The following is a 21,319-nucleotide window of genomic DNA, read 5'->3' as shown; positions in this document are numbered from 1 at the left end:
ATGCTTAGCTTCGCTGTCTGACCTCAATCGCCTACCGCTTGTTGTCGGCATGCCCCTCGTCGTCGCCCGGCTCAAACATTTGTATGGGGTGTCCGGGCATGATCGTCGAGATGGCGTGCTTGTAGACAAGCTGAGAATGCCCGTCTCGCCGCAGCAGCAGGCAGAAATTGTCGAACCAGGTGACAATGCCCTGCAGTTTTACGCCGTTGACGAGGAAGATGGTGAGAGGGACTTTATTCTTCCTGACGAAATTCAAAAATGTATCTTGCAGATTCTGCGAACGCTCTGACGACATCGGCTGTCCTGTTCTGTTTTTTGAGCCGAGCGGAATGACGCCGCCCCCAAGGGATCGTTCTTCTTTTTTCGCCGCCACCTTCATTAGAACCTTTCAAATCGCGAAGCGCAAGGCGCAAGTCACGCCGATGGCGCCGCCAATCCATTAAAATTATCGTTTTGGAAGCCACGCAGCATCGGCGCCAAACCTGATCTAATGCATCAATTGATTCTGTTAGATCATTGTTTTTACGACTCTACAGAAAGCGACTTAAGTTTTCGGTGTAAGGCCGAGCGCTCCATGCCGATGAACTCCGCCGTTCGGGAAATATTCCCGGAGAAGCGGTTGAGCTGCGCGACGAGATATTCGCGCTCGAAAACTTCCCGCGCCTCTCGAAGCGGCAGGCTCATCAATTTCTCCCCGCGGACTCCCGCGGGCGTCGCCGGAACGAGTTCGCCCACGTCGGCGGGGAGCATTTCGGCGGTGATCGTCCCGCTGGAATCGCCCGACGTCAGAATCATCAGGCGCTCGACATTGTTCTTCAGCTGACGGATGTTTCCCGGCCAGTCATGCAGCTGCAGGACGGCCAGAGCGTCCTCCGCGATGCGCCGGCGCGGCATGCCGGAGGCTAGCGACATGTTTTCCATGAAATAGTCGATGAGCGCCGGAATGTCCTCGCGGCGTTCCGCGAGCGAAGGAACCCGGATCGGCACCACGGCGAGGCGGTGGAACAGATCCTCGCGCAGCGCCCCCTCTTCGATCGCCGAGGCGAGATCGCGCGCCGAGGATGAGATCACGCGCACATCGACCTCGACCTTGGTCGAGCCGCCGACTCGCTGGAAGGTCTGATCGACCAGGACGCGCAGGATTTTCGCCTGGGTGTCCTTCGGCATGTCGGCGATTTCGTCGAGGAACAGCGTGCCGCCGTGCGCCTCTTCGAGCGCGCCGATCTTGCGCTCGCCGTCGGCGCCTTCGCGGCCGAAGAGTTCGATCTCCATGTTTTCGGGCGTAATCGTCGCCGAATTGATGACGACAAACGGTCCCTCGGCCCTGCTCGAGGCCTCATGGATGCAGCGGGCGGCGAGCTCTTTGCCCGTTCCGGGCGCGCCGGTGATCAGCACGCGAGAATTCACAGGCGCAACGCGGGCGATCAGCTGCTGCAGCTGATGCGCCGCCGGGGAATCGCCGACGATCCGGTCGAAGGCCCCAGCCCGCTGCCGCAGCGCCGAAAGCTCGCGTCGCAGCTGATAGGCTTCGAGCGCGCGTTCGGCGACGAGCACCAGCCGATCCGCCTTGAAGGGCTTCTCGATGAAGTCGTAAGCGCCGATCTTGATGGCGCTGACCGCGGTTTCGATGTTGCCATGGCCCGAGATCATGACCACGGGCAGGCCGTTGTGCTGCTTCTGGACCTGTTCGAGCACTTGAAGCCCGTCGAGCCGGGATCCCTGCAGCCAGATGTCGAGAAACACGAGGTGCGGGCGCCGGCTGGCTATGGCCGCAAGCGCTTCGTCGGCGTCTTTGGCGGTTCGGACCCCATGGCCTTCGTCGCTCAATATGCCGGCGACAAGCTCTCTGATGTCCTCTTCATCGTCGACGATCAAAATATCGCTCGCCATTATACCCCGCTCTGCCCCGCCGCGTTTGCATGCGCCGACGCGCTTTCAGCCCGGCCGTCGGCCGCGCGCGGCTCTTCCTTCGACGTCGTCTCCGCGGCGAGGGGTATGATGAGCCTTACGCAGGCGCCCCGACCCGACGGCGCGTCCAGCAATTCCAGCCGGCCTCCGTGATCCTCGATGATCTTGGCGACGATCGGCAGGCCGAGGCCGGTGCCGTCTGATCGCGTCGTCATGTAAGGTTCAAGCAGGCGCTGCCGGTTCATCGCCGGAAAGCCCTTGCCATTATCGATCACATCGATTTCCGCCATGCGCTCGCGCACATCCAGTTCGATTTCGACTCGTCCCTTTTCGGCGGCGTCTTTTTCTTCGCGTGCGGCGATGCCCTCGACGGCGTTCTTAACGATATTGGTGAGCGCCTGCGACAGCAAGCGGCGATCGAACTGCGCGATGACGGACCTATCCGGCAGTTTCTCGACGAAATCGATATCGGCGTTGCCGACGCGCATGAGAAACGCCACCTGCCGAATGCACTCGTTGAGATCGTCGCGCTCGGGGCGCGCCTTCGGCATGCGCGCGAAGGATGAGAATTCGTCGACCATTCGCTTGATGTCGTCGACCTGCCGAACGATCGTGTCCGTGCACTGGTCGAAAACGTCGCGATCTTCCTTGATGACCTTGCCGTATTTGCGGCGCAGCCTTTCGGCCGAAAGCTGGATCGGCGTTAACGGGTTCTTGATTTCGTGAGCGATGCGGCGCGCGACGTCCGCCCAGGCGGAGGTGCGCTGCGCCATCACAAGGTCGGTGATGTCGTCGAGCGTCACCACGTAATTGTGATGTCCGGCGTCGGCGCGCGCCGAGGTGACTCGCACGTTCAAGGTGCGCTCGGCGATTCCGCGCTTGATCGTGATCTGGCTTTGTACGGCGCGCGGGAAAACTTCCGCCGCGTCTTTCAGGATCGGCGCGATTTCCGGCAGGACGGAACCGACGGACGCGCCGACAGTCGCCTGCCCGCTGGCGTCGGCGAGCGACAGTTCCTCGGCTGAACGGTTGAGAATCGTGACGACGCTGTCGGAGTCGACGCCCATCACCGCCACCGGAACCCCGGCGAGCACGGCCTCGGTGAATTCGCGGCGCTCATCATTGATGCGATTGGCCTCGATCAGACGACTCTGCTGGAGATTGAGCTCGGTCGTCATATTGTTGAAGACGTCGCCGAGACGCGCCAGATCGCCGTGCTGCTTATCGACGTTGACGCGAACGTCGAGATTGCCCGCCGAGACTTCGTCGGTCGCGGCGATCAGATCGCGGATCGGCGTCACCAGACGGTCGGCGAAGTCGAGTCCGAACCAGATGGACGACAGCAGCATGATCGTCGTCAGGAAGGCGTACATCAGCACGAAGGCCCGCTGCACCGCGGCGCGATAGGCGTCGAACGTGTCGTAACTGCTGATCAGGTTCTGAGCCTGTTTGGGAAATTCCACCGCGATCGGATCGATCGGCCGAGTGACGTAGAGGAATGTGTCCTGAAAGGCGTTCAGCGCGCGCAGAGCGACGAAGCTCTTGCCGTCGTCGATGACGAGGCAGAGCGGCTCTCCCCGTCGCGCATCGTCGAATTCGGACTGAGGCGGCGCGATGATGATCGAGGCGGCGTTCTGCGCCACGTCGATGCGATCGAGGATCTCGCCGTTCGATTTCACCAGGGCGGCGACGGAGAAGCCGAGAAAATACGCACGCGACTGGAATATCTGATGAAAGTACGGACGGTCGGAGTTGTAGAGAATGGCCGCACGGTCGAGATCGGACGCCGTCAGCTGCGCCTCCTGAAGCAACGCGCGGCACTGACTCTCGCGGAACACGGCCGCGGCTTCGGCGGTATTGTGGACGAAGACCTTGACGCTCGACATGAACGCGGGGTTGAGCACGCGCTCCAGCGTCAGAGACCCTGCGACGGCAAGCAGGATCGCCGGCATCAGGGCGATTATGGAGAAAAAGCCCACCGTGCGCACATGAAGGCGCGCCGCCGCTTCGCCGCGCCGCCAGACCCGGTAGAGCCGCCAGGCCTTGACGAGCACCATCGCCAGCAAAACCGCGACGAAGACGCCATTGACAATGAGCAGCGGCAGCACCCGGTCGTCGGTCGGCGACAGCGCGCCGAATTCCGCGATGACCAGGAAGGTAGCCAAAGCGCAGCCGACGGCGCCGATCACGATGATCGGACCGAACCAGCTGCGAAACGGCGTTCTGCCTTTCGCCTTTGGCGGAGAAGCCGGGTCTCCGGTCAGGGCCATGGCGCCTGTATAGGCTCCGCCCGCGCCGCTTGCAATTGAAGGGCTGCGCCTGCGTTCCGGGCCGGACGCTCGCCGATCAAGCCGAGCTCATAGTGCGACCGTTCCGCGGCGCTTCTCGCTCCAGTCCCTCGAAGGTCCACGAATTGTCGAAGGAATCGGACACCCGCTGGCGGCGCTCCGCGGCGATGGCCGCACAATACCGTCGCAATTCGTGAGTCAATTGCTCCTCCTCGCGCGCTTCATGGGCGGACAGCGCCTTCAGGAATTCTCGGTCGCGGCGTAGCGTATCTAGCGGCGTCCGTTCTATGTGGTCGAGCGCCGAGCGCAGCACCTGACAAGCGACGCCGTTGGCGACCGCCGCGATATACTGCAACTGCGCCAGATGTTGCGGCGCGGCCGCTCTTCCGCGCAGCCGGAGCCGCGCCTCGAAGAGCCGATATCTCAGCAGATGGCATAGACCTTCCGCAGTGAAATTGCGGCGGTAAAAGGTTTCGATCATCCACTCGTAAAAGATGTCGAGCTTGGGATCGAGAAAGCAGTAATCCGGCTGAGATTCGCTGCCCGTCAGGCGCCCTTCCGACGCGAGCCGTTCCCGGATTGGCGTGCCTGCGTATGGCAACATGCGGCAGAACGGCGCGACCGACCAGCCGTCGCCAACGAATGCGTCAAGAAAGTCAATATTGTTACGGATCGTTTCGAAGGTTGAATAGGGCTCCATCAGCATGAAGCCGAAGTCGAACGAGAGCCCCAACGATTTCAGTATCTCCCCTGCACGAAAATGTCGTTGAGGCCCGAGTTTCTTGTTCATGGTGGCGAGGCTCGCCGCGTCGCCCGATTCAACGCCCATGTAGACATGCGTCAGCCCGCCCGCCATCAAGCGACGAATGGCGCCTTCGTCGATTTCGTCGGAGCGACAACTGATCTTGAACGCGATGTCGCCCGCATAGCCTTCGTCGACGAGTCTGTCGGCTATTCGTCCCGCCCATTCGCGGGCTCGCCTGCCTGTGGCCAGAAAATCATCGTCCTGAAACAGGAAGACTGGCACCGAGCGGCGTTCGTGCAAGTCGATCATTTCATCGACCACCGCATCGGGTTGCCTCAGTCGGCGTAGCTGGCCTCCCTGCGCTTCATAGAACGGCCGGATCGAGCAAAAGCTGCAGTCCCATGGGCAGCCGCGACTGCCGAGGACTGAGGCTGTCGACAAAGGATGGCTGCCGTAGTCGATCGTCTGGCGATCGGGCCAGGGCAAGGCATCAAGATCTGCGAGAGGCTCGCGCAGACAAGTCGCGCGGATCTCGCCTTCGGGCTCGCGAAAGGCAATGCCAGCGGTGTTGCGCCACTCCGCGCCATGCGAAAGGGCGTTGAGCATCGACGCCAGAGTCGCCTCGCCTTCGAAGCGGACGATGGAATCGAGTCCAGGCGCCGCCTGCATCACCTCCTTATAAGCGAAGCTCGGATAGTGACCGCCCATGGAAATGTGGGCCTTGACCCCTGCTTCGCGCAGCGCCGCAACGGCAACCGCGAAGCTCGGAGTCATATATTGGAAGATCAGCGACAGGCCGACGAAATCATAGCCGCCGGCGAGGACCTTCCGGACTAAAGCGGAAGGATCCGCTTCATAGGTGGCGATTTCCGGCTCATGGCCCGCGCTGTGCGCGGCCGATGACAGGTAACGAAGGCCAAGATTGTCCTGATCCTGAAATCCGACAAGCAAGGCTCGCTGCGGCCGGCCGCTCTTTCGTTGCGGTATCGCGCTCATGACGGCCCCCAAAGAAAACGAGACAAATCGGAAAAACTTTGTGCGCAAGAGGTTGGCCGTCCGCGGCGCGGACGGCCGGTGAGAGAGGCGCTTTACTTTGCCTTCTGAAGTTGCGCGCTTATTGCCTTTTCCTGGGCGTCGAGCCTGACGCGCTGAGATTTTATTTGCTCGAGCGCCAATTCAAGCTGAGGACGAGTCAGCTGAGAGACATCGAAAGGCGGCGGGTCGATAATCGGACCGGGCGGCAGTGGATCGGGCCAGGGAAACGGCCAGCGCGGCGGCCAAGGCCAGGGGCGCGGGAATGGCCACTGCGGCCAGGGCCAGGGATCCGGCGGCGGGTCGGTGACGCCTCCCCCAGGAACGCGGCCGAGAGCGCTCTCCAGCCGGTCGATGCGCGCGGTCAACTTGGCAATATCGTCAGCCATGAAACGCTCCTATTGAAATGAACGGCCCGCGCGAAAAATGGCGGCGGTCCCTCAAGCTTAAACCGGTGAAAAAACTTCGACCGGCAAGATCATGCTAAGCCGGGAGCGCCGCGGCCCGCATGATGCAAATGTATGAGAGACGATGCGCTGCGACCCGTTTTATCGTGGCGAACGCATCAACCTGATGTCGAGATCGTTCACTTTCTTGCGGAGCGTGTTTCGGTTGAGGCCGAGCAATTCCGCCGCCTTGATCTGATTGCCGCGCGTCGCCGCAAGCGCAGCGGAGACAAGCGGAATCTCGATTTCGCGGATGATCCGGTGGTAGAGACCGGGCGGCGGCAGCTGATCCCCGTAGTCCCGGAACAGCTTTGCGAGATGCTGCTCGACCGAAGTCGAGAGCGTCTGTCCGTCAGCCAGTTCTTGCGACGGCGCAGCCGCGGCGGCGCTCTTATCGCCGAGCGGCTCGGCCTGCCGGAACTCATGTTCGAGTTCGGCCTCGACCAGCTGATCGGAAATGACTTCCTGCGGGTGGAGCGCCGCGAGCCTGCGGATGAGGTTCTCCAGCTCGCGAATGTTGCCCGGCCAGCGATATTTCTTCATCCGGTCGAGCGCGGCCTGATCGATATATTTTTGAGGCAGCCCTTCGCTCGCCGCCACTTTGAAGAAGTGATGGACGAGGTCGGGAATGTCCTCGGCGCGCTCGCGCAGCGGCGGCAGGCGGAGCGGCACGACGTTGAGACGGAAATAGAGATCCTCTCGGAACAGGCCCTGCTGGATGAGAATCCGCAGATCCTTGTTGGTCGCCGCGATGATCCGGACATTGGTCTTAATCGGCGTGCGTCCGCCCACCGTCGTATATTCGCCCTGCTGCAGCACGCGCAGCAGTCTTGTCTGCGCCTCCATCGGCATGTCGCCGATTTCGTCCAGAAACAGCGTGCCGCCCTCGGCCTGTTCGAAGCGGCCGGCCGAGCGCTGATTGGCGCCGGTGAACGCGCCCTTCTCATGGCCGAAGAGCTCGCTCTCGATCAGATCGCGCGGAATCGCGGCCATATTGACGGCCACGAAGGGGCCCTTCTTGCGCTTGCCATAGTCGTGCAGGGCGCGGGCGACGAGTTCCTTGCCGGTGCCCGACTCGCCGTTGATCATCACGGTGAGATCGGTCTGCATCAGACGCGCCAGGGAACGGTAGATCTCCTGCATCGCCGGCGAGCGGCCGACGAGCGGCATCCCCTCGATTTCGTCGTGCCCATCGTCTTCGGGCTGTTTGCGCGGCTCCGCCATCGCGCGCCCGACGATTCCGACGAGTTCCTTGAGGTCGAAGGGCTTTGGAAGATAATCGTACGCCCCGCGTTCCGACGCCCGAATGGCGGTCATGAACGTGTTCTGCGCGCTCATGACGATGATTGGCAGTTCGGGACGCAGCTTCTTGATGCGCGGCAGAAGCTCGAAGGCGTTCTCGTCGGGCATCACGACGTCGGTGACGACGAGATCGCCCTCGCCAGATTGCACCCACCGCCACAGCGTCGCCGCCGCGCCAGTGGTGCGCACTTCATAGCCCGCGCGCGACAGCGCCTGCGCCACGACGGTGCGTATGGAGGCGTCGTCGTCAGCGACCAGAATTTCTCCTCGCGTCATCACTTGGTTCTCCCGCCTGTGCGAGATGTCATGCACGCCGTTCCTCGCGTTGCTCGGGCCGTTTCGCCCGGTACATTGGCATCAGGACCCGAAACGTCGTGCGTCTCGGGAGGGACTCGCATTCCACGATGCCGCCGTGGTCGTTGACGATCTTCGCAACCAGTGCAAGTCCGAGGCCAGTTCCTGTCGACTTCGTCGTGACAAAGGGATCAAAGAGATGCGCGGCGATGTCGTCCGGAACGCCGGGTCCGTTGTCGCGCACGCAAAATTCGAGCGGCAACCCGATTGGGCTTTTTTCGCCCAGCGCCCGCAGGCTGACGCCCGGCCGGAACGCCGTCGAAAGTTCGATCTCGCCATCGACGGCCTCGCCGACGGCTTCCGCCGCGTTCTTCACGAGGTTGAGGAAGGCCTGAACCAGTTGGTCGCGGTTGGCGAATACCGGCGGCAAAGAAGGGTCGTAGTTCTCGACGAAACGAACGTTGCGCGCGAAACCGCTCTGAGCGACGCGCTTCACGTGATCGAGCACCGAATGGATGTTGACCTGCTCGCGCTGCAGCGGACGCGCGTCGGAGAAGACCTCCATCCGGTCGACCAAACGCACGATCCGGTCCGTTTCGTCGCAAATGAGCCGCGTCAGCGCGCGATCCTGATCGCCAAGCGCGGATTCGAGCAGCTGCGCCGCGCCGCGAATCCCCGAGAGCGGGTTCTTGATTTCATGCGCCAGCATCGAGGCCAGCCCCGAAACCGAGCGAACCGCGCCGCGATGCGTCAATTGCCTGTCTATTTTGTCGGCAATTGTTCGCTCCTGCAGCATGACCAGCACGAGCCCGTCGCCCTCGGGCAGCGGCGCGCAATGCACGTCGACCCGCCGATCGGCTTCCTGACCGGGGCGGCCGAGATCGACCTTATATTCATTGATTGTCGCGCCGCGCTCGCGGACCTGTTCGATCAGCGCGGTCAGCGGCGATCCGAACGGCAGCAGCCGCTCCAGCGACTGGCCGATGAGCAAGGGCTTGCCCAGTTCGAAGAAAGCCTCGGCGGCCGCGTTGGCGTCCTCGATGACGCCATCGCGCGCGACGGTCAGGATCGCATTCGGCAGCGCCTCGAGCATGCAGGATCGACCAACCTCATTGATGACCTTGAGCGGCTCGTAGCCGCCGCAATGCGCGCCATTCCGGCGGGGACGATCGGTTACGCTCATGCCGCTATCCCCTGCCCGCCCGCTTGTCCTTTGAAGATGATTTCGATCAGCTGCGCCGCCTCATCCGGCGAATTCGTCGTGACGAGCGCGCGACGCGACTCGGCGGCGACGTTTCCAGACAGGCGATCGACATAAGCGGCGAGATGCTTGCGGGCGTGCCTCAGCCCGGCCGATGCGCCCATCGCGCGAACCAGTCCTTCAAGATGTTCGCGCGCGATTTCGGCGCGCTGCGCCAACGTCGGCGCCCGCCGACGCTCGCCGCTCCGCAGAAAATGCGCGATATCGCCGACGATCCACGGCTGCCCCATCGCCGCCCGCCCGATCATGACGCCGTCCGCGCCGGATCGCTGCAGCATTTCGACGGCGTCGTCTTCGTCCGCGCAATCGCCATTGGCGATCACCGGGACGCTCACCGCCGCCTTCACCGCCGCAATCGCGCGCCAGTCGGCCTTCCCTGAATAAAACTGCTGCCGCGTGCGTCCATGGACGGTGATCATCACAACGCCTTCGGCTTCCGCGCGCTGCGCCAACTCCGCCGCGTTGCGGTTCGTGTCGTCCCATCCCAAACGCATCTTGACGCTGATCGGCACGCATATTGCGTCACGTGCTGCTGAGATCAGCCGAGCCGCGTAGTCGGGATCGCGCATCAGCGCAGCGCCTGCGAGGCCTCCGGTAACGCGCTTGCAAGGACAGCCCATGTTGATGTCGACCCAATCAGCCCCGGAAGCTTCTGCCGATCGCGCCGCGGCCGCGATTTCGTCCGGCTCGCGCGCCGCGATCTGAATGACCCGTGGTCTGTCGCCCGCGTGTTCGAGACGTATCGCCGTCTCCCGGTCGCCCCGGGCGACGCCCGCGGCCGTGACCATCTCGCTTATCGTCGCAGACGCGCCGAGGCGCGAGGCGATGCGGCGCATTGTCGGATCGGTCACGCCGGCCATCGGCGCGAGCAGCGCGCGACCGGTCAGCGCGGTCCCGCCTATGCTCAGAGGCGCAGGGGCAAAACCAGCGCCTACATTTTCGGCAACAGCCATCTTGCCCACATCATAAGCAGTTCTCTTCGCAGTTGCAACATCGCTTTTCATTGGGCCCCTGGCATTTGACGCCGCTGGCGAAAACCGACAGAGAGCGGCCATGGGAGCCGCTCACGACCATCCTTCCATAGCCATTCTCGTCGTCGCCGCCGGACGCGGCTCACGGGCTGGCGAAGGGCTGCCAAAGCAATATCGGCAAGTGGCCGGGCAGACTCTGCTTGGGCGCACGCTGGACGCACTGCATATGGCCATGCCCGAGGCGGCGCTCAAGGTCGTCATCCATAAGGACGACCTCGAGCTTTATGTCGCGAGCGCCGCGGAGCTTGCTCCCTCCGCGCGGAAGCGGCTCCTCCCCCCGGCCTTTGGCGGCGCGAGCCGGCAGGACAGCGTCAGAAACGGCCTGGAGGCGTTCGCGAACGAGGGCGCGCCGGAGATCGTGCTGATCCATGACGCGGCGCGTCCATTCGCTGACGCTGCGCTCATCGCGCGCGCGATCGACGCCGCCGATCTGCATGGAGCCGCCGCCCCCGGCGTGCCGCTCGCCGATACGGTGAAGCAGATCGACGACGCGGGCGTCGTGGTCGCCACCCCCGATCGCGCGAAGCTCTGCGCCGTGCAGACGCCGCAGTCGTTTCGCTTCGATCTCATATTGAAGGCGCATCGCGCCGCTGCGGCCGGCGGACGCGAATACACCGACGACGCAATGATCGCCGAGGCGGCGGGCGTGAAGGTGCATATTTTCGACGGCGACGCCGCCAATTTCAAACTCACGACGCAACAGGACTTCGCCCGCGCCATGGAGCTCTTAAAGCAACCCGCCATCGCCGATCTGCCCGACGTTCGCATGGGTCAGGGCTATGACGTGCACGCCTTCGGGCCGGGCGACGCCGTGTGGCTCGGCGGGGTCGCAATCCCGCATTCGCACGGGCTCGCCGGCCATTCGGACGCCGACGTGCTGTCGCATGCGATCACCGACGCCATCCTCGGCGCCATCGCCGAGGGCGACATCGGGGCGCATTTCCCGCCCTCCGACCCGCAGTGGAAGGGCGCGGCGTCGTCGATCTTTCTGGCGCGCGCCTGCGAACTTGTGCGCGCGCGCGGCGGCGCGATCGGCAATGTCGACGCCACCATCATCTGCGAAGCGCCGAAGATCGGCCCGCACCGCGAACGCATCCGCGAAAAATTAGCGGAGACGATGGGCGTCGAGATCGGCCGCGTGGCGATCAAGGCGACGACCACCGAGAGGTTGGGATTCACCGGCCGGCAGGAAGGCATGGCGGCGCTCGCGATCGCCACGGTGCGCCTGCCTTAAGGGCCTAACCGTCACTCGCGGGCGATTCTAGGCTGCGGGATTCTCCTTCGCGGCTCCGTCTCCCGATGTCCAATGCGCGGGGCGCGACAGCCCTTCGGGGATGACTGTGCGGCAGTCGCCGTGCGCCCGGCTGAGATCATTGTCGTTGAGGCCCGTCGCCTGGCGCAGCGCTGCGCCATGCAGATGCGCGCCGTGCAGCCTTGCGCCCTCAAGGTCGGCCTCCGCCAAATGCGCGCCCTCGAAATGAGAATCGCCGGCATGGGCGAAGCGCAAGGAGGCGCCTCCCAATCGCGCGCCCTGCAGATGAGAATCGAACATCAGGACGTGATCGAGCAAGGCCGATTCGAGCTTCGCGCCCTGGAGATGCGCTTCGTCGAGCAGCGCGTCCCTAAAGCTGGCGCGAAACAGAATGGCCGCTTCCAGGCAGGAGCCGGTGAAGATCGCGCCGTCGAAATCGAGGAGCGCCAGATCCGCGCCCGCGAGATGACAGCGCGACAGATCTAGCCGCCTCTGCCGCGCCAGATGTCGGCTGCGCTGCTCGTGCGCCTTCTGTTGCTCGGAGCGCCGCCCCATGACGGTCAGCGCCGCCTGGACGTCGACGGACGGCTTCAATCCCGCCGCCCTAGCCTTCAGCGTCGCATGCTCGCCCTTGCTTCTCTCGCGCGGACGCTTGGCGTAGATCACGCGAATTTCCGGCGGACAGGGCGCGGGGTCGCCGGCGTTGGTCCTGACATAGGCGCACAGCACCTCCATGATCTGCCAGTGCAGCGCCATGTAGTCGCACGCAAGCTTTTCGAGCGCATAGATCGCGCCAAGGCGGACCTCCCTGTTCGCCGCGGTCCGAACCGCCCCATCTTCGAGAATCTCGTCGCGCGTCGCGCCAAGCTGCTCGATGGCCTTGGTCAGCAGCCCCATATAGAGCTGCTCCTGCGCCACATGCCGTTGCCGATCGGCGATCCAGGTCCGCCAAACGAGAAAATAGACGCCGAACACGCCGGCCACCGTGAGGGTCAGTTTGTTGATGTCGTCGACGCCGCCCTGGTTGAGCGCCGTCTCGAGCCGCGGCAGAAGCGTCCAACCGACCCAGACGACGAAACAGCTAAAGAGGACGAGAAACGTGATGATGGCGGTTTCGGCAGGATGGTCGGCGAATTTTCTCAAATCCAATTTCATCAATCGCCTCGAAACAATGGCGGCCGCTGCCTGAATCTTAGCGCCAGACCAGGAGAAAGCGAGAAAAACCCGCAATTTAGGTAAGCGGCGGCGCGCCGCGGGCCGCTCTATAATAATGGAAGCCGCCTAACCGAGCTTTCTTATTGGGGAATTTCTAAGCTCGCCTTGACTGTTGGGATGCATCCTCCGTGGCGGGAGATCGAGACGTGGGCGCCAGATTCCGAACGCCGATCAGCCGCCGTCGGCGGCGTAGCTCAGCGCCGCATGCTGAACAGCGGCGATCGACGTCCCGGCCGGCCCGGCGAACGGCGCCGCGACCGGAGCGGCGATCCTCGGGCCGTTCCGCGGCTTTCTGCTATAAGGCGCGGTGCAGAGCCGAGGCCCCTCATGATCCGCGTGACCGAACGAATTGCGCTCCACGATTGGGAGATCGTGGAAGAATTCGCGCGCGCCTCGGGACCGGGCGGCCAGAACGTGCAGAAGGTCGAAACCGCGGTGCGGCTGCGCTTCGACGCCCGCAGTTCGCCGAGCCTGCCGTTCGAGGTGAAGACGCGGCTCGCGCGCCTCGCCGGCCGACGGCTGACGAAGGAGGGCGTCGTCCTGATCGAGGCGCGGCGCCATCGCACGCAGGAGCGCAACCGGGCCGACGCGCTCGAGCGTCTTCTGGCGCTGATCCGCGCCGCCGCTGCGCCGCCCCCGCCGCCGCGCAAGAAAACCCGGCCGACGCTCGCGTCGAAATTCAGACGGCTCGACGGCAAGAAACAGCGTGGCGACGTGAAAGCGCTGCGCGCCAAGCCAACGCACGACTTATGAACGACGTAACGAGTATTTACGAGATACGTAATGGCTCATGATACAGCATACGTAAGGGCTATGAATGTTCTTGAAACCGCCCGCGCCAAGGGCTTGCGCCTGGCGACGGCCGAATCCTGCACCGGCGGGCTCGTCGCCGCGACGCTGACGGAAATCGCCGGCGCTTCCGACGTGTTCGACCGCGGCTTCGTCACCTACTCCAACGCCGCGAAATGCGAGATGCTCGGCGTCGCGCAGTCGCTCATCGACGCGCATGGCGCCGTCAGCGCCGAGGTCGCGCGCGCAATGGCCGTCGGCGCGATCGATCGATCCGCCGCCGACATCGCGGTCGCGGTGACGGGGATCGCCGGGCCTGGCGGCGGCTCGGCCGAAAAGCCGGTCGGGCTGGTTCATTTCGCCTGCGCGACGCGGGACGGCGGAGTGGACCTTGTAGAACGGCGCTATGGACGGCTTTCACGCGCCAAGATCCGCGCCGCCTCGGTCGCGCAAGCGCTGGAGATGATGGTCGCCGCCGCGGCTCAGCGGCGGCCGTAAACTTCGTCCGCGCGTTTGGCGAAGGCGTCCGCATATTTGTGGAAAGCCTTGTCGAACATCGCGCCCATCAGCAGGCCAAGCGCCACGCTCTTGAATTCATAGGCGATGAAAAAATCCACGGTCGATCGGGGCGCGGTTTCGCTCGTCCCCGGCTCGTCACGAAACGTCCATCGATTGTCGAGCTTTCGAAACGGACCCTCGGCGCATTCGACCCGGATATCCAGTTTGTTGGCGTCACAGCAGACGCGACTCACATAGCGCTCGCAAATCGCTTTGAAGCCGACCTGCATTTCGACGAACAATGCTTCCACCCCCGGCGCGATCTCCGACCGGCGGCGGATGCGAATGCCCTCGCAGAGCGGCACGAATTGCGGATAGGATTCAACGTCGCGCACCAGCGCGAACATTTCTCTGGCGCTATGCGGCACGTGCCGGCGATTGCGGAAACTCTTCATGGGCCAATGCTTCTAATTCATTGGCGAGAGCGGCAAAAGCCGGGCGCATCCGACGGCGGGAACAATTAGGCCAGGGCGTAGTTCTATCGACGAGCTCTCGCTGGCTCCCTTGGTGGCGAAACGACGTTCTATGGAGGAAACAATGGCCGACAAATCCAATTTCACAGCCGATGAGTGGAAAAAAGTTCTTGAGTCGCCGCTGCTTGCGGGCTTCGCCGTCAGCGCCGGCGATCCGAGCGGCTTCATCGGCACGCTGCAGGAGGGCTTTGCAAGCGCCAAGGCTCTGGCCGAGGCGAAGTCTGATCCCGGCGCGGATGCGCTGGTCAAGGCGGTCGTCAATGACCTGCTCACGCCGGACGGCCGCGCCGCGGCGCGCGAAGGCGTCAAGAACGTCGTGGACGGCGCCAAGTCGAGCGAGTTCAAGGACCGGGCGCTCACCGAACTGCGTCGCACCGCGTCGATTCTCGATTCCAAGGTCCCCACCGAGTCGAGGGCCTTCAAGAACTGGCTCAACCAGATCGCCAATCTGGTGGCGGAGGCGGGCGTCGAGGGCGGCTTTCTCGGATTCGGCGGCGTGAAGGTGAGCGACGCCGAGCGCGCTACTCTGTCCGAAATCTCCACGGCTCTCGGGGCCTAACTAGGCTCGCGCATTCCCTCCCCTTCACGGCGAGGGAATGCGCCCTTCTGCTTAGCGCGCCGCCAGCCGCTGTTCGCGCGCCGCGCGCAACTTGGCGAAATCATCGCCCGCGTGATGTGAAGAGCGGGTCAGCGGCGACGACGCCACGTAGAGAAAACCCTTGGCGTAGGCGAGCGTCTGATAGGACTCGAACTCCTCCGGCGTCACGAAGCGCTCGATGGGGTGGTGCTTGCGGGTCGGCTGCAGATATTGGCCGATGGTGATGAAATCGACGTCGGCCGAACGCATGTCGTCCATCGCCTGCATCACTTCTAGTCGGCTCTCGCCAAGTCCGACCATGATTCCGGATTTCGTGAAAATCGTGGGATTCAACTCCTTGGCGCGCTGAAGCAGGCGCAGGGAGTGGAAATAGCGCGCGCCGGGGCGCACCGTGACGTAGTGCGAGGGCACGGTCTCGAGATTGTGATTGAAGACGTCCGGGGCCGCCGCCACCACCTTCTCCAGGGCGCTTGTCTTCCTCAAGAAGTCGGGCGTCAGGACTTCGATCGTCGTATCCGCACACGCCGATCGGATCGCGGCGATGGTGTCCGCGAAATGACCCGCGCCGCCATCCTCGAGATCGTCCCGGTCGACGGACGTCACGACGACATGAGAAAGACCGAGCGCGCGGGTCGCTTCCGCCACCCTCTCCGGCTCGCTCGGGTCGAGCGGCGCCGGCAGGCCGGTGGCGACATTGCAGAAGGCGCAGGCGCGCGTGCAGATCTCGCCCATGATCATGAAGGTGGCGTGTTTCTTCTCCCAGCACTCGCCGATATTCGGACAGGCCGCCTCCTGGCACACCGTCGCGAGCCCTGCGTCCTTCAGCAGCCCGCTCGTCTCCGCCCAGGCCTTCGAGCCCGGCGCCTTGACGCGGATCCAGGGCGGCTTGCGGAGGATGGGCGCGTCCGGACGGCTCGCCTTTTCGGGATGGCGCAGAGACGACGCGTCCCGCTTCTTTCGAGGGTCGTCGTTCAGGAGATCAATCACTGTCAAGGCGGGGAGCCTCCTCCCCACCAAGCTATGCGCGCCAGCGCCGGACGGCAATGCGCTCAGGCAATCCGTTGGCGAGATTGCATCGCGCGGCAACCCAGGCAGAACAGCGCCGCCCCCAGAGCTCCGGTGATCAGCACCGCGTCGGCGCCGCGTTGGCCGACGCCCGCGCGAACCGCGAGTTCGGCCGCGAGCCATCCCCCGGTGATCGCCGAGAGCAGCAAGGCGCCGGTCGTCACATGCGCGTGCATCAGGTGCGACAACTTCGTCGCGCACCAGCCGATCGCGCCGCCGATAAACAACAGGGCGAGGAACTGCGCATTGGGCGCGCCGATGATTGCAGCGGCTGCGGCGAGCGTCGCGTCCATGATTGCCTCCCGGCGAAAAACAAAGGTTGCGGCTAGGGTTAACCGCCGATTAACTATTCAGGAGCGCTTTTGTTCCCAGCGCTCCACAGAAAATCTGGCCAGCTGCGCAGCCTAAGGCAGCGACAGCGCGTGTTTAGGAAACGTCAAACTAAAGCTCGTTATACCAATAACTTACAACTTGAACTTATAGTTTAGGTTTAAGAGCACTACAGATATTCGACCTCAAGGACGCCAGGGATGGCGCGGAGCGCCCCCGCGACATCCGCATTGACCGGATAGCTCCCAGGCAGGCGGATTTCGATTTCCTCCCGTCCCGCGTCCCGTTTCAACAGGATCGACACCTCGCCGTCGCCCCTGCCGCTCAGCCTTGTCTTGATTCTGTCGAGCGGCCCCTCGTCGCCGACGACGACGCGCAGGCCTTTCTGCGCCCGCGCCGCAGCTGCGGCGAGAGGCTCGACGGTGACGATGCGCGCCCGAACGTCCTCGCCCTCGACGGCGGCGGAGAGGGTGACGAGCACCGCGGTGCCCTTCTCCAGGAGGTCGCGATATTGCGTCAGCCCCTCCTGGAAGAGGATCGCCTCATACTGTCCGCTAACGTCGGAAAGCTGGACGATACCCATCTTCGATCCGGACTTCGTGCGCCTCTCGGCGCGGTCCAGCACCACGGCGGCGAGCCGTCCGGCGGTCGCGCCGCGCTTCACCGAGGCGGCGAAGTCGCTCCATCGGGATACGCGTAGCTTGGGAAGGAGGCCGGCGTAGGCGTCGAGCGGATGGCCCGAAAGGAAGAAACCGGCGGCTTCATATTCGCGCCGCAGCGTTTCGGCCGCCGGCCAGGGCTGGGTCTTCGGAACCGCGAGGTCCGCCGGCTCCGCTTCGCCAAAGAGCGCGTTCTGCCCCGCCCGGCGGTCTTCGGCGTGCCGATTGGCGGCGGCGAGCATCGGCTCGATGGCGGCGAAAGCCCTGGCGCGATTGGGCTCGATCTCGTCGAAGGCGCCGCAGGCCGCCAAACTCTCCAGCGTCTTCTTGTTCACTTCGCGAGGATTCAACCGTCGCGCCACGTCGGCCAGGCTCGCGAACGGGCGCTCGCCCCGGGAGCGCACGATCGACTCGGCCTGCGCTTCGCCGACGCCCTTGATCGCCGAGAGCGCATAGCGGATGGCGAGCTTACCCTCGCCAGCTGCGGCGACGTCGAAATCGACCCCCGAATGATTGATCGACGGGGGTTCGACCGCGATGCCCATCCGACGCGCCTCGTCGCGAAACTCGGCGAGCTTGTCGGTCTGGCTCTTGTCGAAGGTCATGGAGGCGGCGAGGAATTCGGCCGGATAGTGGGTCTTGAACCAGGCGGTCTGATAGGCGATCAGCGCATAGGCCGCCGCATGGCTCTTGTTGAAGCCGTAGTCGGCGAATTTCGCCAGCAGGTCGAAGATCTCATTGGCTTTCTGCTTCGTGAGCCCGCGTGCAATCGCCCCGCTGACGAAGCGGTCGCGCTGGGCGTCCATCTCCGCCTTGATCTTCTTGCCCATGGCGCGGCGCAGATTGTCCGCCTCGCCGAGCGAATAGCCCGAGAGAACCTGGGCGATCTGCATCACCTGCTCCTGGTAGATGATGACGCCGAAGGTCTCCTTCAGGATGGGCTCGATCGCGGGGTGGATATAGTCGGGCTCCTCGTCGCCGAGCTTCACCGAGCAATAGGTGGGGATATTGGCCATCGGCCCGGGCCGATACAGCGCCACGAGCGCGATGATGTCCTCGAAGCGGTCGGCGTGCATTTCGACCAGCGCCTTGCGCATGCCGGCGCTTTCCAGCTGGAACACGCCGACCGTCTCGCCGCGGCCCAGCAGCGCATAGGTCGCCGGATCGTCGAGCGGAACCTTGGCGAGGTCGAAGTCGGGGTCACGCCGGCGCGCCAGGGCGCTCGCCGTCGCCAGCACCGTGAGCGTCTTCAGACCGAGAAAGTCGAATTTGATCAGTCCCGCCGGTTCGACCCACTTCATATTGAACTGGGTGGCCGGCATGTCGGACTTCGGATCGCGGTAGAGCGGCGTCACCTCATGCAGGGGCCGGTCGCCGATGACGACGCCGGCGGCGTGGGTGGAGGCGTTGGAATAGAGCCCCTCCAGCGACCCCGCGATCTTGAAGAGACGGCTGACGCGCTCATCCTCTTGCATCGCCTCGCGCAGCTTCTGCTCGCTCGCGAGCGCTTCCGCCAGCGTGACCGGCTTCGCGGGATTCTGGGGCACGAGCTTGGCGAGCTTGTCGACCTGGCCGAGCGGCATTTCCAGCACGCGGCCGACGCTGCGCAGAACGCCGCGCGCCAGGAAGGAGCCGAAAGTGATGATCTGCGCCACCCGGTCCGCGCCGTAGCGGCGCCTGACGTAGTCGATCACCTCGCCGCGGCGGGTCTGGCAGAAATCGATGTCGAAATCCGGCATCGAATTGCGTTCGGGGTTCAGAAAGCGTTCGAAAAAGAGTCCGAAGCGGACGGGATCGAGGTCGGTGATGGTCAGCGCATAGGCGACGAGCGATCCGGCGCCCGAGCCGCGCCCGGGCCCGACGGGAATCCCCTGCGACTTCGCGAATTTGATGAAGTCCGAGACGATGAGGAAATAGCCCGGAAAGCGCATTTTCTCGATGACGGAAAGTTCGAAATCGAGTCGCGCGGCATATTCCTCCCGCGTTCGACCTTCCGCCGGACCATGCGCGGCGAGGCGATGCTCCAGCCCTTCGAGCGCCTGACGGCGCAGTTCCTGCGCTTCGATCTCGTCCAGAGTGCGCGCGTCGCGCGCCCCCTGAACGAAGCGCGGCATGATCGGTTTGCGGGTCTGCGGCCTGAAACTGACGCGCCTCGCGATCTCCAGGGTGTTCGCGGTCGCCTCTTCGAGATCGGCGAAAAGCGCGCGCATCTGCGCGCGCGTCTTGAAGTAGTGCTCGGGCGAGACCCGCCTGCGGTCGTCGACGCTCGTCACCGAGCCTTCGGCGATGCAGAGCAGCGCGTCATGCGCTTCGAAATCGGCGGGTTGAGCGAAATAAGGCTCGTTCGTCGCGACGAGCGGCAGCCCGCGGCGATAGGCGAGGTCGAGCAATTGCGGCTCGACATCCCGTTCAGAGGGCAGATTGTGGCGCTGTATTTCGACGTAGAGCCGATCACCGTAGAGGCGCTCGAGCGTCGCGAGGCGCATGCGGGCCTGCTCGGGCCTGCCCTCCGCAAGAGCGCGATCCAACGCGCCATCCGGCCCGCCGGTCAGCGCGATCAGCTCCTCGGCGTCGGCGGCGAGCGCTTCGAGCGTGACATGCGGCTCGTCGCCCTGCTCCGTGTCGAGAAAGGCGCGCGAGGCGAGCCGCATCAAATTGCGATAGCCGCTCTCGGTTTTGGCGAGCAGCACGACATTGGCGAAACGCTCGTCGCGCCCCGCGCCCGCGCCGCCCTTACCGTCGCCGAAGTCGACGCGGAGCTGCACGCCGGCGATCGGCTGGACGCCGGCCTTCGACGCCTTCTCCGAAAATTCGAGCGCCGCGAAGAGATTATTGGTGTCCGCGAGCGCGAGCGCCGGTTGCTCGTCGCGCACGGCAAGATCGATGAGCTTGCCGAGCGTCAGCGCGCCCTCGCGCAGCGAATAGGCGGTGTGGACGTGCAGATGGACGAAGCCGGCGTCGGCGGCGGGCATGATCGGGGCCTTATACGGGCGCGGGCGGATTCGAGCTGAATTCTACAGTTTCGCGCCCTTCACCGAAACTCCGCGCACGCCGCCGTCCCCAGAAGGCGTAAGGGTCTGCGCCCGCCCCGACTTTTTCAGGTCCAGGGCGGGAAGCAGGCTACCGCTGCAGAACGGCGAAGCGGTGGACGTTTACGCCATATTCATTGAGAAGCCTGTGCATCGCGGGAGAGAGCCGGACCACTCGAGAGGCGTTCTGATTAGAACTGCAGTCGTTCTTCAGGCCAATATATTTAGCGTGAAGGGCGTTCGCCTCGCTCTCGCCGACGCTGGAACGCACCTGCTCAAGCACGACGTTCACTTCTGCGCCGCCATATTGCTGGACGAGGGAACAGCCGATGCGCACATCCTGCGCCGAGGCAGGCGAAACGAGCGCAGCGCTCAACAGCACGCCGAACAGGGCTCCGGCGGCGACCGCCGGCTTTCCATAACTCATGTGGCACTCCTTCGCTAAAGCCGGCCGCTCGCGCGTCCCGGGACCAATGGTCACAATGGGAGGGCGCGAACCCGGCGCTCGGTACAAAGCCCGGCGGAGGCGAAGGCCTCCCCGGGTCTCAATTGTCCTAGCCGCGTTTTGGACGAACGTGTTTAGCGCCGATTACTCGGCAGGGCTATAGACTTTCGCCGCGGACTCGATCGGCTTGAAAGCTTCCTTGGCCATGTTGGTGTAGAGTTCTCCGAGCTTGGTCGCTTCGGCGAGGAAATCCTCATAGGCGCTCTTGGCGAAATCGCTCTGGAGCTGGAAGGCTTCATCGATCTTCTTGACCGCAATCAGCTTTTCGGCCAGAACGCGGCTCTTTTCGAAGGATTTCTTGGAATAATCGGTGGTCTCGGCGGCGATGCTCTGCCAGCCCTTGGTCACCGCAGCCGCAGCGGCGGAAACGGCCTCGAACTGCTCTTTGCCGAGCTTCTGAACGCTGTCGAAATTAGCTGCCATGGTTCGTCCTCATGATTTTGGCGCAAAGGCGCCCTATGCGGCGCTATGCGCCCGCTCACGATGTATTTATATGCAATGCACAAAATAAAGTCAATGGAAATGTTGCGACGCAAAAA

At 63.9% G+C, this 21,319-nt stretch carries 19 protein-coding genes; 4 read left to right on the top strand and 15 right to left on the bottom strand.

Annotation, left to right across the window (positions count from 1 at the left end):
- Positions 1-31: 31 nt before the first annotated feature.
- The 8 genes from hfq to dusB all read right to left on the bottom strand — a co-directional run bounded on the left by hfq (position 32) and on the right by dusB (position 10,229).
- Positions 32-295 (bottom strand): RNA chaperone Hfq, encoded by a 264-nt coding sequence (hfq, locus tag AC0X69_RS01525; RefSeq protein ID WP_482613291.1) that lies wholly within the window; start codon positions 293-295, stop codon positions 32-34.
- A gap of 227 nt (positions 296-522) precedes the next feature.
- The gene (gene ntrX, locus AC0X69_RS01520) at positions 523-1,890 is read right to left on the bottom strand and encodes a nitrogen assimilation response regulator NtrX (protein WP_482610610.1); all 1,368 of its coding nucleotides are present in this window, start codon (positions 1,888-1,890) and stop codon (positions 523-525) included.
- Entirely contained in the window at positions 1,890-4,178 is a 2,289-nt protein-coding gene (locus AC0X69_RS01515) for a sensor histidine kinase NtrY-like (protein ID WP_482610608.1), read from the bottom strand. The genes ntrX and AC0X69_RS01515 overlap by 1 nt, the downstream gene beginning before the upstream one ends.
- A 76-nt stretch (positions 4,179-4,254) precedes the next feature.
- Positions 4,255-5,937: a B12-binding domain-containing radical SAM protein gene (locus AC0X69_RS01510; protein ID WP_482610606.1), complete on the bottom strand. Its 1,683-nt coding sequence runs from the start codon at positions 5,935-5,937 to the stop codon at positions 4,255-4,257.
- A gap of 92 nt (positions 5,938-6,029) precedes the next feature.
- On the bottom strand, positions 6,030-6,362 hold the full coding sequence (locus tag AC0X69_RS01505) for a hypothetical protein (RefSeq protein ID WP_482610604.1): 333 nt from the start codon (positions 6,360-6,362) through the stop codon (positions 6,030-6,032).
- Between the two features lie 159 nt (positions 6,363-6,521).
- Positions 6,522-7,997 (bottom strand): nitrogen regulation protein NR(I), encoded by a 1,476-nt coding sequence (ntrC, locus tag AC0X69_RS01500; RefSeq protein ID WP_482610602.1) that lies wholly within the window; start codon positions 7,995-7,997, stop codon positions 6,522-6,524.
- A gap of 28 nt (positions 7,998-8,025) precedes the next feature.
- Entirely contained in the window at positions 8,026-9,198 is a 1,173-nt protein-coding gene (locus AC0X69_RS01495; RefSeq protein ID WP_482610600.1) for a two-component system sensor histidine kinase NtrB, read from the bottom strand.
- A complete protein-coding gene (gene dusB, locus AC0X69_RS01490; RefSeq protein WP_482610598.1) occupies positions 9,195-10,229 on the bottom strand; it encodes a tRNA dihydrouridine synthase DusB in 1,035 nt (344 codons plus the stop codon). Before dusB ends, AC0X69_RS01495 begins: the two co-directional genes overlap by 4 nt.
- A gap of 100 nt (positions 10,230-10,329) precedes the next feature.
- On the opposite strand from dusB, the gene AC0X69_RS01485 reads away from it, so the two are divergent.
- Positions 10,330-11,541, top strand: coding sequence for a bifunctional 2-C-methyl-D-erythritol 4-phosphate cytidylyltransferase/2-C-methyl-D-erythritol 2,4-cyclodiphosphate synthase (locus tag AC0X69_RS01485; RefSeq protein ID WP_482610596.1), 1,212 nt, complete (start codon positions 10,330-10,332; stop codon positions 11,539-11,541).
- A 27-nt stretch (positions 11,542-11,568) separates the two neighbouring features.
- Here the strand turns inward: AC0X69_RS01485 and AC0X69_RS01480 are convergent, their stop codons facing one another.
- Entirely contained in the window at positions 11,569-12,714 is a 1,146-nt protein-coding gene (locus AC0X69_RS01480) for a pentapeptide repeat-containing protein (protein ID WP_482610594.1), read from the bottom strand.
- A 387-nt stretch (positions 12,715-13,101) separates the two neighbouring features.
- On the opposite strand from AC0X69_RS01480, the gene arfB reads away from it, so the two are divergent.
- Positions 13,102-13,527, top strand: coding sequence for an alternative ribosome rescue aminoacyl-tRNA hydrolase ArfB (arfB, locus tag AC0X69_RS01475; RefSeq protein ID WP_482610592.1), 426 nt, complete (start codon positions 13,102-13,104; stop codon positions 13,525-13,527).
- 60 nt (positions 13,528-13,587) lie between these two features.
- Positions 13,588-14,061 (top strand): CinA family protein, encoded by a 474-nt coding sequence (locus AC0X69_RS01470; RefSeq protein WP_482610590.1) that lies wholly within the window; start codon positions 13,588-13,590, stop codon positions 14,059-14,061.
- Here the strand turns inward: AC0X69_RS01470 and AC0X69_RS01465 are convergent.
- Positions 14,046-14,516: a type II toxin-antitoxin system RatA family toxin gene (locus tag AC0X69_RS01465; RefSeq protein ID WP_482610588.1), complete on the bottom strand. Its 471-nt coding sequence runs from the start codon at positions 14,514-14,516 to the stop codon at positions 14,046-14,048. The genes AC0X69_RS01470 and AC0X69_RS01465 overlap by 16 nt on opposite strands.
- Before the next feature lie 142 nt (positions 14,517-14,658).
- On the opposite strand from AC0X69_RS01465, the gene AC0X69_RS01460 reads away from it, so the two are divergent.
- Positions 14,659-15,153, top strand: a complete 495-nt coding sequence (locus AC0X69_RS01460) for a hypothetical protein (RefSeq protein ID WP_482610586.1) — start codon at positions 14,659-14,661, stop codon at positions 15,151-15,153.
- Between the two features lie 51 nt (positions 15,154-15,204).
- On the opposite strand, the gene lipA is transcribed toward AC0X69_RS01460, so the two are convergent.
- The 5 genes from lipA to AC0X69_RS01435 all read right to left on the bottom strand — a co-directional run bounded on the left by lipA (position 15,205) and on the right by AC0X69_RS01435 (position 21,203).
- Positions 15,205-16,185, bottom strand: a complete 981-nt coding sequence (gene lipA, locus AC0X69_RS01455) for a lipoyl synthase (RefSeq protein ID WP_482610584.1) — start codon at positions 16,183-16,185, stop codon at positions 15,205-15,207.
- 56 nt (positions 16,186-16,241) lie between these two features.
- Positions 16,242-16,550: a hypothetical protein gene (locus tag AC0X69_RS01450; RefSeq protein WP_482610582.1), complete on the bottom strand. Its 309-nt coding sequence runs from the start codon at positions 16,548-16,550 to the stop codon at positions 16,242-16,244.
- Between the two features lie 206 nt (positions 16,551-16,756).
- The gene (dnaE, locus tag AC0X69_RS01445; protein WP_482610580.1) at positions 16,757-20,218 is read right to left on the bottom strand and encodes a DNA polymerase III subunit alpha; all 3,462 of its coding nucleotides are present in this window, start codon (positions 20,216-20,218) and stop codon (positions 16,757-16,759) included.
- 148 nt (positions 20,219-20,366) lie between these two features.
- A complete protein-coding gene (locus AC0X69_RS01440; protein WP_482610578.1) occupies positions 20,367-20,702 on the bottom strand; it encodes a hypothetical protein in 336 nt (111 codons plus the stop codon).
- Positions 20,703-20,864: 162 nt separating this feature from the next.
- The gene (locus AC0X69_RS01435) at positions 20,865-21,203 is read right to left on the bottom strand and encodes a phasin family protein (protein WP_482610576.1); all 339 of its coding nucleotides are present in this window, start codon (positions 21,201-21,203) and stop codon (positions 20,865-20,867) included.
- Between the last annotated feature and the right edge of the window lie 116 nt (positions 21,204-21,319).

The sequence above is a fragment of the Methylocystis sp. Uni0008 genome (assembly GCF_056838045.1).
The sequence above is the reverse complement of the archived record's forward strand: the minus strand, read 5'-3'. Positions and strand labels throughout refer to the sequence as shown.